The sequence below is a fragment of the Rhodococcus sp. P4_F3_2 genome (assembly GCF_056401335.1).
In genome coordinates this window covers 22,064-34,000 of record NZ_JBFUJN010000039.1, presented here as the reverse complement: position 1 = coordinate 34,000, position 11,937 = coordinate 22,064, and the positions used below count along the sequence as shown (strand labels likewise).

At 62.0% G+C, this 11,937-nt stretch carries 11 protein-coding genes; 5 read left to right on the top strand and 6 right to left on the bottom strand.

Features of this window, described 5'->3' with window-relative positions; all coding sequences use genetic code 11:
- Nucleotides 1-11: 11 nt before the first annotated feature.
- Nucleotides 12-863 carry an SDR family oxidoreductase gene (locus AC1DWA_RS28505; RefSeq protein ID WP_477847263.1) on the bottom strand — a complete coding sequence of 284 codons (852 nt, stop codon included), beginning with the start codon at nucleotides 861-863 and terminating at the stop codon, nucleotides 12-14.
- A gap of 118 nt (nucleotides 864-981) precedes the next feature.
- Here AC1DWA_RS28505 and AC1DWA_RS28500 point away from each other — a divergent pair, with 118 nt between their 5' ends.
- Nucleotides 982-1,431: a winged helix-turn-helix transcriptional regulator gene (locus tag AC1DWA_RS28500; RefSeq protein WP_477847261.1), complete on the top strand. Its 450-nt coding sequence runs from the start codon at nucleotides 982-984 to the stop codon at nucleotides 1,429-1,431.
- On the opposite strand, the gene AC1DWA_RS28495 is transcribed toward AC1DWA_RS28500, so the two are convergent.
- The 3 genes from AC1DWA_RS28495 to AC1DWA_RS28485 form a co-directional block, all read right to left on the bottom strand.
- Entirely contained in the window at nucleotides 1,407-2,399 is a 993-nt protein-coding gene (locus tag AC1DWA_RS28495; RefSeq protein ID WP_019744462.1) for an iron-siderophore ABC transporter substrate-binding protein, read from the bottom strand. The two genes, AC1DWA_RS28500 and AC1DWA_RS28495, sit on opposite strands and share 25 nt — an antisense overlap.
- A gap of 183 nt (nucleotides 2,400-2,582) precedes the next feature.
- Nucleotides 2,583-3,986, bottom strand: coding sequence for a dihydrolipoyl dehydrogenase (lpdA, locus tag AC1DWA_RS28490; RefSeq protein ID WP_003941477.1), 1,404 nt, complete (start codon nucleotides 3,984-3,986; stop codon nucleotides 2,583-2,585).
- 49 nt (nucleotides 3,987-4,035) lie between these two features.
- Nucleotides 4,036-5,022 carry a dipeptidase gene (locus tag AC1DWA_RS28485; RefSeq protein WP_477847258.1) on the bottom strand — a complete coding sequence of 329 codons (987 nt, stop codon included), beginning with the start codon at nucleotides 5,020-5,022 and terminating at the stop codon, nucleotides 4,036-4,038.
- Between the two features lie 233 nt (nucleotides 5,023-5,255).
- Here AC1DWA_RS28485 and AC1DWA_RS28480 point away from each other — a divergent pair, with 233 nt between their 5' ends.
- The 3 genes from AC1DWA_RS28480 (at nucleotide 5,256) to AC1DWA_RS28470 (ending at nucleotide 9,713) form a co-directional block, all read left to right on the top strand.
- A complete protein-coding gene (locus AC1DWA_RS28480) occupies nucleotides 5,256-6,305 on the top strand; it encodes an alpha/beta hydrolase (protein ID WP_021343370.1) in 1,050 nt (349 codons plus the stop codon).
- A gap of 255 nt (nucleotides 6,306-6,560) precedes the next feature.
- On the top strand, nucleotides 6,561-7,577 hold the full coding sequence (locus AC1DWA_RS28475; RefSeq protein ID WP_046378180.1) for an alpha/beta hydrolase: 1,017 nt from the start codon (nucleotides 6,561-6,563) through the stop codon (nucleotides 7,575-7,577).
- Between the two features lie 84 nt (nucleotides 7,578-7,661).
- Nucleotides 7,662-9,713, top strand: a complete 2,052-nt coding sequence (locus AC1DWA_RS28470; RefSeq protein WP_477847256.1) for a prolyl oligopeptidase family serine peptidase — start codon at nucleotides 7,662-7,664, stop codon at nucleotides 9,711-9,713.
- 4 nt (nucleotides 9,714-9,717) lie between these two features.
- Here AC1DWA_RS28470 and AC1DWA_RS28465 read toward each other — a convergent pair whose 3' ends face one another.
- Both AC1DWA_RS28465 and ppk2 read right to left on the bottom strand, forming a co-directional pair.
- A complete protein-coding gene (locus AC1DWA_RS28465) occupies nucleotides 9,718-10,551 on the bottom strand; it encodes an alpha/beta hydrolase family protein (RefSeq protein WP_142006113.1) in 834 nt (277 codons plus the stop codon).
- A gap of 51 nt (nucleotides 10,552-10,602) precedes the next feature.
- Nucleotides 10,603-11,517, bottom strand: coding sequence for a polyphosphate kinase 2 (ppk2, locus tag AC1DWA_RS28460; protein ID WP_024487730.1), 915 nt, complete (start codon nucleotides 11,515-11,517; stop codon nucleotides 10,603-10,605).
- A gap of 145 nt (nucleotides 11,518-11,662) precedes the next feature.
- On the opposite strand from ppk2, the gene AC1DWA_RS28455 reads away from it, so the two are divergent.
- Nucleotides 11,663-11,866, top strand: a complete 204-nt coding sequence (locus tag AC1DWA_RS28455; RefSeq protein ID WP_003941534.1) for a PspC domain-containing protein — start codon at nucleotides 11,663-11,665, stop codon at nucleotides 11,864-11,866.
- Nucleotides 11,867-11,937: the final 71 nt, after the last annotated feature.

Sequence of the window (11,937 nt, the reverse complement as noted above, 5' to 3'; positions counted from 1 at the left end):
CCCACAGCAGGTCAGGCCTTCTTCAACACCTCAGCCACCGGAGCGCTGCTGCGGCCGATCAACTTCTGCAGGTCACCAGACTCGGTGTCCAACGCCCCCTTGGCAATTGCAGCATCGGAATCCGCGAGAATCTCTGCGACCGGGGCAGGCAGGCCGACGCTCTCGAGAATCCCCTTGTATGCGTCCTCGCTCACGAACTGGTACGCGACAGGCTTGCCGGCAAACTCGCCGATCTTCTCGGCCAATTCGGCGTAGGTGAGCCTCTCGTCACCGCCCAACTCGTACACTGCACCTTCGTGACCATCGGTGGTCGCGACTACTGCTGCGGCGTCGGCGTAATCCGCACGCGCCGCAGCCGCGATCTTGCCTTCCGCTCCCGCACCGACCAGTGCGCCGCGTTCGATCACACCGGCCAGGTCGTTGGTGAAGTTCTCCCAGTACCAACCGTTGCGCAACAGCGCGAACGGAATACCGCTCCGAGTGAGCACGTCCTCGGTCGCCTTGTGCTCGGCAGCAAGCTTCATCGGCGTGTCCTGAGCATTCAAGATGCTCGTGTAGGCGATGAATCCGACGCCGGCAGCCTTCGCCGCGTCGATGATGTTGGTGTGTTGCGCGAGCCGTGACCCCACTTCACTTCCCGAGATCAGCACCAGCTTTTCGACGCCCGCCAATGCGGTTTCCAACGCCGAGGCAGCCGCATAGTCCGCTTGACGTACAACTACTCCGCGGGCGGCGAGGCTTTCCGCCTTCTGTGGATTGCGGACGACTGCGACGATGTCGGACGCGGCGGTTCCCCGCTCGATCAACGACTCGACTACCAGTTGTCCGAGGTTTCCGGTTGCGCCGGTGACTGCAATGCTCATGCGAACTCCCGATCCAGGTTGAAGCGTAAATGCGTTCTGCAACCATCATGCACTTATTTTTCGTAAGTGCAACACGTCGAGTTAGCGCTATGGGATCGTGCAGTAGTAGCCTGGGTTCATGACCAGCACCGACTCACCTTCACGTGCTGCCCAGACCCCTGATCCGAATGCCGACGTCGTGGACCCGACGCTCGAGGCTGACGTCTTCGCTCGCGGGTGCAACTCTCGGGCGGCATTGCAGAATGCAACCGGACGCTGGGGCGCACTCGCGCTGGCGGCATTGAACGAGGGCCCGTACCGGTTCAGTGCCCTGCGCCGACGCGTCGACGGAGTCAGCGAGCGCATGCTCTCGCAGACCCTGCAAGCACTCGAGCGGGATGGCCTCGTGCACCGTGAGGTACTCGAAACCATCCCGCCCAAAGTGGAATACAGCCTGACCGAACTCGGCGCCGACGTCGCCGCAAAGATCACGGCCCTGATCGAACTACTCGAGTCGCAGGTGCCGAAAATCGTTGCGTCACAAGCGTCGTACGACGCTCGGAATCAGCTCAACTTGTCCGAAAGCTGAGCGATGAACTCGTCGAATGCGTAGGGAACGCTCAGCACCGTCGGAGCGGACGTAGCCATCGCGTAGTCCATTCCGACCAGACGAACCAGACGGCCGTTCGACACCGAGGTCATGTTCGCGAACGGACCGAAGGACATCAGCTTGTCCAGGTTGGTGCCGTCGGCGTCGACGAGAATGAAGACGTCGGCGTCGAGTGTGTCGATGGATTCCATGCCCACGGACACCGAACTGTCGCCGGAAGTGCACACTGCGTCGACACCGGGCGAGGTCTTCACCCCGAGCTGGCCGAGAAGACGGATCCGCGGGTCGGTGCCGCAGAAGACGATCAGGCCCTCGTCGGTGCGCATTGCATACGTTGCGGTTTTGCCCTGGAACTGTGGGTGATCAGCGGCCTGCTTCTCGAAGTACGCCCCGGTCTCGTCGATCAGCGTCTGAGCCTGCTCCGGCTGTCCGAGCGCTGCACCGATCATGCTCATCTGCTTGTCCCACGCCGTATCCCACGGCTGGTCGGGGAACGCGACGGTCGGCGCGATGTCACTGAGACGCTTGTACTCGCCCTCGTCGATGCCGGAGTAGACGGCGAGGATCACGTCGGGATCGAGCCCGAGGATCTGCTCGAACGGGATATCGGGATTGGTCGTCATGAGAACGGGCTTGGCACCGTTCAGACGCGAAGCGTCCCAGGGCAGGATGTTGTTCTCGATGCCGTCGCCGGAGAAGCTCTCCATGGCGACCGGAACCTTGTTCAGCGCGATCACCGCATCCTGGCCACTCCATCCGATGGTCACGATGCGCATAGGCTCCGCGTCGATCGTCGTCGAACCGTAGGCGTGGTCGACGGTCACGGGGAACGCCCCCGCCTCGGCGGCACCCGAAGCTTCGGTGTCCGATCCGGAGTCACCTGAGGTTCCACAGGCGGAGAGCGTCAGCGCGACGCAAGCCGCGAGCAGTACGGAACGAGTTTTCATGAGTGGTCCTTCGAAAGCCGGATGGTCGACTCGGGACGCTAATGCGTTGCGCGCCTACACCCCGACTCGAAGGCCTCAGATGGCGGTTTCGCAACACAACTCGACACAAAAGACGAAAAACCCCGTGTGCCTTTCCGGTAGTGCGAACTACCGAAAAGGCGCACGGGGCCGAAGGCCCTGCCGTCAGAAGTTGATCATGTGGCCGGCGAGGCCGTGGATCGCTTCCTGCAGTGCCTCACTGAGTGTGGGGTGGGTGTGGACGTTGCGTGCCAACTCGTTGACCGTGAGGTCCCACTTCTGAGCCAAGGTCAGCTCAGGCAGCAGTTCCGAAACGTCCGGTCCGATGAGGTGACCGCCGAGCAGTTCGCCGTACTTCTTGTCGGCGATCAGCTTGACGAAACCGGTCGGGTCACCGAGACCGTGTGCCTTGCCGTTGGCAGCGAACGGGAAGTTCGCGACCTTGACGTCGTAGCCCTCGGCCTTGGCCTGCTCCTCGGTCAAACCGAACGAGGCGACCTGCGGCTGGCAGAACGTCGCACGCGGCATCATCCGGTAGTCACCGAGTGTCTGCGTCTCCGCGCCGCCGATGGTCTCGGCAGCGACGACAGCCTGAGCTTCTGCGACGTGCGCGAGCTGCAGCTTGGCGGTGACGTCACCGATGGCGAAGATGTGCGGGACGTTGGTGCGCATGTAGTCGTCGATCGCGATGGCGCCGCGATCGGTCAACGCGACACCGGTGTTCTCGAGACCGAAGCCCTCCACACGCGGTGCGAAGCCGACGGACTGCAGAACCTTGTCGACGACCACGGTCTCGATCTCGCCGGACTTGTTGTCCTTGATCGAGACGGTGACCTTGCTGCCGTCGTCGCTGATGGACTGCACAGCGGCACCGGTCTTGATGGTGACGCCGAGCTTCTTGTACTGCTTGGCGATTTCCTTCGAGACGTCGGCGTCCTCGTTGGGCAGTGCCCGATCGAGGAACTCGACGATCGTGACGTCGACGCCGTAGTTCTTGAGGACGTAACCGAACTCCATGCCGATCGCGCCGGCACCGACGATCAGGATCGAACCCGGAAGGTCACGGGTGAGGATCTGCTCTTCGTAGGTCACGACGTTCTCGCTCAGCGAGGTGCCGGGCAGCAGCTTGGTGTACGAACCGGTCGCGATGATCGCGTTGTCGAACGTGATCGTCTCGGTGCCACCCTTGCTCAGCTCCACGCTGATGGTGTTGGCGTCGACGAACGTGCCCTTGCCGTCGTACTCCGGGATCTTGTTCTTCTTCATCAAGAAGTGAATGCCCTTGACTCGCCCGTCCGCGACCTTGCGGCTGCGATCGAAAGCGGAGCCGAAATCGAAGGACACGTCTCCGGACATGCCGAACGTCTTCGCTTCTTTCGTGAAGATGTGCGCGAGTTCGGCGTTACGGAGAAGCGCCTTGGACGGAATGCAGCCGACATTCAGGCATACACCGCCCCAGTACTTCTGCTCGATGATGGCGGTGCTCAGGCCCAGTTGTGCCGCGCGGATAGCAGCGACGTACCCACCGGGGCCGGCTCCGAGGACAACGACGTCATAGTGTGAGGTCACGATTCACCAGGGTAGTCCTGCATCGTTTCGCTGTCCCCAGATGGTCGCATTACCCGTCGGTAGCCCACACTTCTCGGGCAACTCGGGCGAAATTTCCGCCGTACACGGCCTCGATCGACGGCTCGTCGAAGCCCCGCTCACGCAATACCTGATCAAGTGTCAGCACGTCCTCCGGAGGAGTCCACTGCAGTGGCCCCCACGCGGTGTACGCCTCGGAGAACGACGACGGGTTCTGCTCGATCTCTTCGCGGAAGTCGTCGGCGTCGAAGGAGAAGTCGGAGCCGATCCCGACGTGATCGATGCCGACGAGTCCCACAGCCTCTTCGATGTGGTCGGCCATCGCGGACAGCCGAGCCTGGTCGTCATCCGGTCCGTTGACGCCGAGGAATATGCCCACGCCGTTGATCCCGATGACGCCGCCGGTCTCCGCACACGCTCTGGCCTGATCGTCGGTGATGTTGCGCGGATGCTCCCACAACCTTCGGAGGTTCGAGTGGCTGTAGATCATTGCTCGCTGGGTGATAGCTGAGATGTCCAACCCCGTCTGTACCGAACAATGTGAGCCGTCGACCGTGATTCCGACGCGATTCATCTCGGCAACCAGGTCACGGCCGTATCCACTCAACCCCGTGTCCGCCAGGTCCAAGCAGCCGCAGCCGGCAGCGTTCATGTAGTTATACGTCGGCAACATCGAGCGGACTCCGAGGTCGTAGAAGTACGAGACGTTGGCCAGGTCTCCCTCCAGCGGATTCGAGTCCTCCAGGTCGAAGGCCAGGGCGATTCCGCCGGACTCCTGAATCTCGACGACGCCGTCGACGGTGAAGACAGGGGTTATCTCCGGGAACTCGACCCGCGCCTGCCACGCGAAACTCTTGGCGATTGCCGTCGAGTCCGCGCGAGTCTGCGGCGAGTAACCGACGTTCACCGAAACGTAACTCCCCGCTGGGCGCTGATATCGGAGAAGATCTTCGACAGACGCGTTCGACTGCAGAGGTAGGCAACAATGTTGTTCCCATAGTGGATATGTCCGGTTCACTCACTAATCCCGTCGATGATCAGGGAAATTCACCTGAAACTGGTCGTACGTTCAGCAAATCTCTGGTTCACTGGCGGATAACGCACCGATGCGGTAGAACTTACAAGACTCACACGCCCTGTACCTATCGACAGAGCATGTACCCAGCATGAATTCCCGCACGGGAACAGCAACAAAGGACCGTTCACTCCTGGGCGGATTCGAAGGAATTTTAGGTGGAGGTTTCTGAACGTATGCGTGCTCGCACTTTCAAGCGTGGCCGTCTGGTCGCCGCTGTAGCCGCAGTATCCGTGCTGCCGATGCTGATCAGCCCTGCAGTGTCGTCCGCAGGCGGAGATCCGTCGACCACCACGGCAACTGTTGCCAAGGCAAACACAACGGGTTCCAAGCTCTCGAGCCGCACGGACAACGGGCGCATCGCCACCATCAAGGTGTACTCACCTTCCATGGGACGCGACATTCCGCTCGAGGTCATCCTCCCAGCAGACGGCAGCGAACCCCGCCCGACGCTCTACCTGCTCAACGGTGCAGGCGGCGGCGAAGACCGGGCGACGTGGCAGCGTCAGACCGACGTCAACGAGTTCTTCGCTGACAAGAACGTCAACGTCGTCACCCCGCTCGAAGGTGCATTCAGCTACTACACCGACTGGGTGAACGACGACCCGTCCCTCGGCCGTCAGAAGTGGCAGACGTTCCTGACCCAGGAACTCCCGCCCGTCATCGACGCCGAGTTCAACACCAACGGCGTCCAGTCGATCTCCGCGATCTCGATGACCGCGACCTCGGTCCTCAACCTCGCCATCGCAGCTCCGGGCCTCTACAAAGGTGTCGGTGCATACAGCGGATGCGCCGAGACCAGCACACCGGTCGGCCAGTCCTCCATCGAACTGGTTGTGGGCATGCGCGGCGACGCTGACGTGACCAACATGTGGGGCCCCCTCGACGGCCAGGGCTGGATCGACAACGACCCCGTCGTCAACGCCGAGAAGCTCCGCGGCACCGAGCTCTTCATCTCCACCGGCTCCGGACTCCCCGGCCCGCACGACACCCTGAACAACGAGGCGATCAACGGACAGGTCGGCACACTCGCCAACCAGGTGATCGTCGGCGGCGTCATCGAGGCAGCAGTCAACTACTGCACCCACAACCTCGCCTACCGCCTCAACGATCTCAAGATCCCGGCCACCTTCGACTTCAAGCCGACCGGCACCCACTCGTGGGGCTACTGGGAAGACGATCTCCACAACTCCTGGCCGATGCTCGCTCGTTCGATGGGCATCTGACCGAAATCGTTCCGACTCGACCCCGCTCCCTGCACTTCCTGGAGCGGGGTCGAGTGCTTGTCTGGGCCGATTCGGGGGTTAATTCGGGGGTTAATTCCGGGGCCAATTCAATTGTCAGGCAATCGAATCGCGTCACTTTCTGCGCCCGCTCTGCTTTACTGACACATAACAAAAAGTGAACCTGTTCCAGTAAGGGCTCACAGGCACTTCGATCCGTTCCGGATCCGAAGACATTCAGGTGGAGGATCCGAACGTATGCGTGCTCGAATTTTCAAGCGTGGCAGTGTGATCGCAGCTCTCGCAGTGGCCACGGTGCTGCCGATGCTGATCAGTCCGGCGACAGCTTCTGCGGGCGGTGACACGTCCGGATCGCACGTCGTGAGCAACACCAAGACCGGCGACCGCAAGGTCACCATCTCGGTCTTCTCCCCGGCGATGGATCGCAACATCCCGCTCGAGGTCATCCTTCCAGCAGATGGCAGCGAACCCCGCCCGACGCTCTACCTGCTCAACGGTGCAGGCGGCGGCGAAGACTCGGCGACCTGGCAACGCAAGACCGACGTCATGAACTTCTTCCAGGACAAGAACGTCAACGTCGTCACTCCACTCGAAGGCGCATTCAGCTACTACACCGACTGGGTGAACGACGATCCGGTTCTCGGTCGCCAGAAGTGGCAGACGTTCCTGACCCAGGAACTCCCGCCCGTCATCGACGCCGAGTTCAATACCAACAAGGTCCAGTCGATCTCCGCGATCTCCATGACCGCGACCTCGGTCCTCAACCTCGCCATCGCGGCTCCCGGCCTCTACAAGGGCGTCGGCGCGTACAGCGGATGCGCTGAGACCAGCACCCCCGTCGGTCAGAGTGCGATCGAACTTGTCACAGGTACCCGCGGCGGAGCTGACATCACCAACATGTGGGGCCCGCTCGACGGTCAGGGCTGGAAGGACAACGATCCGGTCCTCAACGCCGAGAAGCTCCGCGGCACCGAGCTCTACGTCTCCACCGGCTCCGGACTCCCCGGCCCACACGACACTCTCGCCAACCCCGCGATCAACGGTCAGGTCGGTGCGCTCGCCAACCAGGCGATCGTCGGCGGCGTCATCGAGGCAGCGGTCAACTACTGCACCCACAACCTCGCCTACCGCCTGAGCGACCTGAAGATCCCGGCCACCTTCGACTTCAAGCCGACCGGCACCCACTCGTGGGGCTACTGGCAGGACGATCTCCACAACTCCTGGCCGATGCTCGCTCACTCCCTGGGCGTCTGACCCGATTCGTTCTCACTCGACCCCGCTCCAGTGTTTCGGGAGCGGGGTCGAGTGCTGTCGGGAGCGAGCAGTAAGAATGGACGCATGACTTCCGATCAGCAGCCCATCACCGGCGACGACCCCTACCTCTGGCTCGAAGACGTGACCGGTGAGTCTGCACTCGATTGGGTCCGTCAGCACAATGCCGTGACCGAGGAGCAGCTCACCGACAACGAGCGCTTCGATCGACTGCAGAGCGACGTGCGCGAGATCCTCGATACCGACGCACGAATTCCCTACGTCCGCCGTCGAGGTGAGTTCCTCTACAACTTCTGGCGCGACAGCACCCACGTTCGCGGATTGTGGCGACGCACGACGTTCGATCAGTACGTCACCGACGACCCGGAATGGGACGTCCTCGTCGACCTCGACGCCCTGGCCGAGGCCGAGGGCGAGAACTGGGTCTGGAAGGGCACGCAACTTCTACGGCCACACCGCAACCGTGCATTGATCAGCCTCTCCCGCGGCGGGGCAGACGCGGCGGTCGTTCGCGAGTTCGACATCGACAAGCGCGAGTTCCTCGCTCCCGAGGGCGAGAATCCCGGCTTCTACCTTCCCGAGGCCAAGACCGACATCGACTGGATCGACATCGATACCGTCTACGTCGGAACGGATATCGGACCAGGGTCGCTCACCGATTCCGGATATCCCCGTCTGGCCCAGCGGTGGAAGCGCGGCACTCCCCTCTCCAGCGCCGAGACCGTCTACGAGGGCCAGGCCACGGACGTGGCCATCTCGGCTTCGCACGATCCGACGCCCGGGTTCGAACGAGACTTCGTCACTCGCTCGGTCGATTTCTACAACTCTCAGCATTTCGAAGTTCGCCCCGACGGTGAATTGGTGCTCGTGGACGTCCCCGAGGACGCCGGGATCTCGATTCACCACGAGTGGTTGTTGATCCGCACCAAGTCCGTGTGGGCCGTCGAGGACACCGAATATCCGACCGGCGCACTGCTTGCCATCCGTTACGACGATTTCCTTGTCGGCTCACGAGCACTGACATCGATCTTCGAACCCGACGCGCATTCGTCGCTCGAGCACTACACCTGGACACGCGATCATCTGATTCTGGTGGTCCTGACCGACGTGCGCACGACGCTGCGAATCCTGACGCCGGGCGAAAACGGCTGGGAGGACCGGCCTTTCGAAGGGCTCCCAGAACTGACCAGTATCGAAATTCTCGACACCGACCCCGATGTCAGCAATGAATACTTCGTCAACTCGAGTGGATACACCTCCCCTGCAACTCTTTTGCACGGCGTGATCGGCGAAACCGAACCCACTGCCCTCAAGCAGGCTCCCTCGTTCTTCGATGCCGAGGGCATCACCACAGAGCAGTTCTTCGCCACCTCTGCCGACGGCACCCAAGTTCCGTACTTCGTGGTGCGCAGTCCGCGTAACGAGCCCGGCCCCACCCTGCTCTACGGGTACGGCGGATTCGAGATCTCGCTGACACCGTCGTACAGCGGTTCTCTGGGCCGTGCCTGGCTGACGCAGGGCGGCACCTATGTGGTTGCGAACATTCGTGGTGGCGGCGAGTACGGACCCGGTTGGCACACACAAGTTCTCAAGGCCGGTCGCCACAAGGTGCACGAAGACTTCGCTGCCGTCGCGAGAGACCTCGTCGATCGCGGAATCACGACCCCGGATCTTCTGGCAGCTCAGGGCGGAAGCAACGGCGGCCTGCTGATGGGCATCATGCTGACCAAGTACCCCGAACTCTTCGGCGCCATCGTCTGCCAGGTCCCGCTGCTGGACATGCGCCGATTCCATCTCCTCCTGGCCGGCGCTTCGTGGATGGCCGAATACGGTGACCCCGATGTCCCGGAGGAGTGGGCATTCATCTCGGAGTACTCGCCGTATCAGAACATCGACGCCGCCGCGTCGTACCCACCGATCCTGATCGCGACGTCCACCCGCGACGACCGCGTCCACCCCGCGCATGCCCGCAAGATGGCCGCACGGCTGGAAGAGCTGGGCAAGCCGGTGCTGTATTTCGAGAACATCGAGGGTGGCCACGGCGGCGCCGCGGACAATGCTCAGCTGGCCTTCAAAACTGCGCTGACCTACGAGTTCCTCTGGCAGAAACTCGGCTGATCTTTCAGCGGTCGCGCAACCACGCGACGACGCGCTCGCTCACAGCGGTGGGATTGCGTATCCAACCGTTGTGACCGAGTGGTTCGCCGATGTGCGTCATCGTCACTTGGGCCCCGGAGAGCTTGTCCACCAGGTTCTTTGCCGACCGGCGTGGAGCGAGATCGTCCCCTTCGATCGTGATCGACAGAACCGGCAAGGTCAGGCGAGCGATCCGCTCCTCGTAGTCGATATCCGCACCGACGGGTTCCATGCGACCGGTCCTGGCGAACCGGGCCCAATCGGTGATCAGTACTTTCGACTGTCGACCGAAGCCGCCGACGTTGACCCGGTCTCCAGGCCAGAAGCCGGCGATGTTGGCTGTCACCGACATCGCGGACGAACCCAGATAGAGTCCGGGCGCACGGATTCCGGGGAATCCGCGGTGATACGGCGATCCGGAGGCAACCAGGATCAGTCCGCCGAGCCGGCCCCGAATCCTGGACGCGTACATGACCCCGATCTGGCCGCCCATGCTGTGCCCCATCAGAAATGGTGTGCTGGCCGGAAACCGCTCACGCACCACCTCGAACGTCGCCGGACAATCGATCGAGACCAGTTCCTGATATCCGAAAACACTCGACGCGCTCGGGCGCGGTTTGCTGTCACCTTGGCCACGCAGTTCACCGATGGCCGCATTGAAGCCGGCTTCGACCAGGGCCTGCGCCACCGGATCGTAGAACCCGGCGGGAACTCCGAGCCCGGGCAACATCACCACCACGGGTGCGTCGTCGTTCGGTCCGGGAAACAGACGGATCGGGGTCACGGTGCCGTCGGGGAGTTGGATCGGTACGGTCTCCATTCAACTCACACTAACCACCCACGCCGCGGATGGGCAGAGCCCACGCGCCGACTATTCGAGGCTTCCCACGATCAGCGGATCCGGAGTACCCACGATCTCGTAATCCTTGTTGTCGTAATCGAACTGACTGAGCACGTGACGCATCGCGTTTATCCGCGCGCGTTTCTTGTCATTGCTCTTGATGACGGTCCACGGAGCGGTGTCGGTATCGGTGAACCGAATCATCTCTTCCTTCGCCGCCGTGTACGCATCCCACTTGTCCAGAGAAGCGATGTCCATCGGCGAAAGCTTCCACTGCCGAACGGGATCGACCTGTCTGATCGCGAACCGCGTGCGCTGCTCCAGCGGTGAAACCGAGAACCAGAACTTGATCAAGCTGATGCCGTCGTCGACGAGCATCTGCTCGAACAACGGCACCTGGCGCAGAAAACGCTCGTGCTCCTCGTCGGTGCAGAAGCCCATGACCCGCTCGACCCCGGCCCGGTTGTACCAAGACCGATCGAACATCACCAGTTCCCCGGCTGCGGGAAGGTGCTGCACGTAGCGCTGGAAGTACCACTGCGTCGACTCGCGAGCCGACGGCTTCTCCAATGCGACGACCCGTGCGCCGCGAGGATTGAGGTGCTCCATGAATCGTTTGATCGTTCCGCCCTTGCCGGCGGCGTCGCGTCCTTCGAACACTATGGCGTGCCGTGCGCCGGTTTCTTTCGACCAGTTCTGCAGCTTGAGGAGTTCGATCTGCAGCAGACGCTTGGACATTTCGTACTCGTCCCGAGGCATCCGTGCGTCGTACGGGTAGCCCTCCCGCCAGGTGTCGACCTCGAAACCGTCCGGCGACGTCAGCAGCACCGGATCGTCGTCGTCATTGTCGTCGACGGTGAAGGCGGCGGTGTCGGCCAGATCGACGGCGGTCGAGAGATCCGCGAAGGCGCTGAGAAACGGTCGGCGTTCTGCTAAATCGGTCACCGCCGACAAGTTAGTCTCCCGCAGCAACTGTTCGGTGAAGCTGGGATGAACTACCGGGGTATGACACGGCGGCCTCAAAAGATCAGGGTGCAGATGGGGGTCGTCCCCGATGGTGCGCGGCGCCATCTCGCTTCAGAATTGAAGCATGACATTCGAAAGCAACACACCTCGCCCCTTCACCCGTTCCAACGACAAGAAAATGTTCGCCGGAGTGTGCGGCGGAATTGCAGATTACTTCGGCGCCGACGTAAATCTTGTCCGTCTACTCGCGGTTATCGCCGCTATTTGCACGGGTGGAACCGCGGCTTTGGTATATCTCGCCGCCTGGATGCTCATGCCGTTAGGTTGAGATTTCCGGCAATTGACATGGCGAGAATTACGCGGCGACAAAAGGTATTTCGGGGCCTACGCGCCAACACG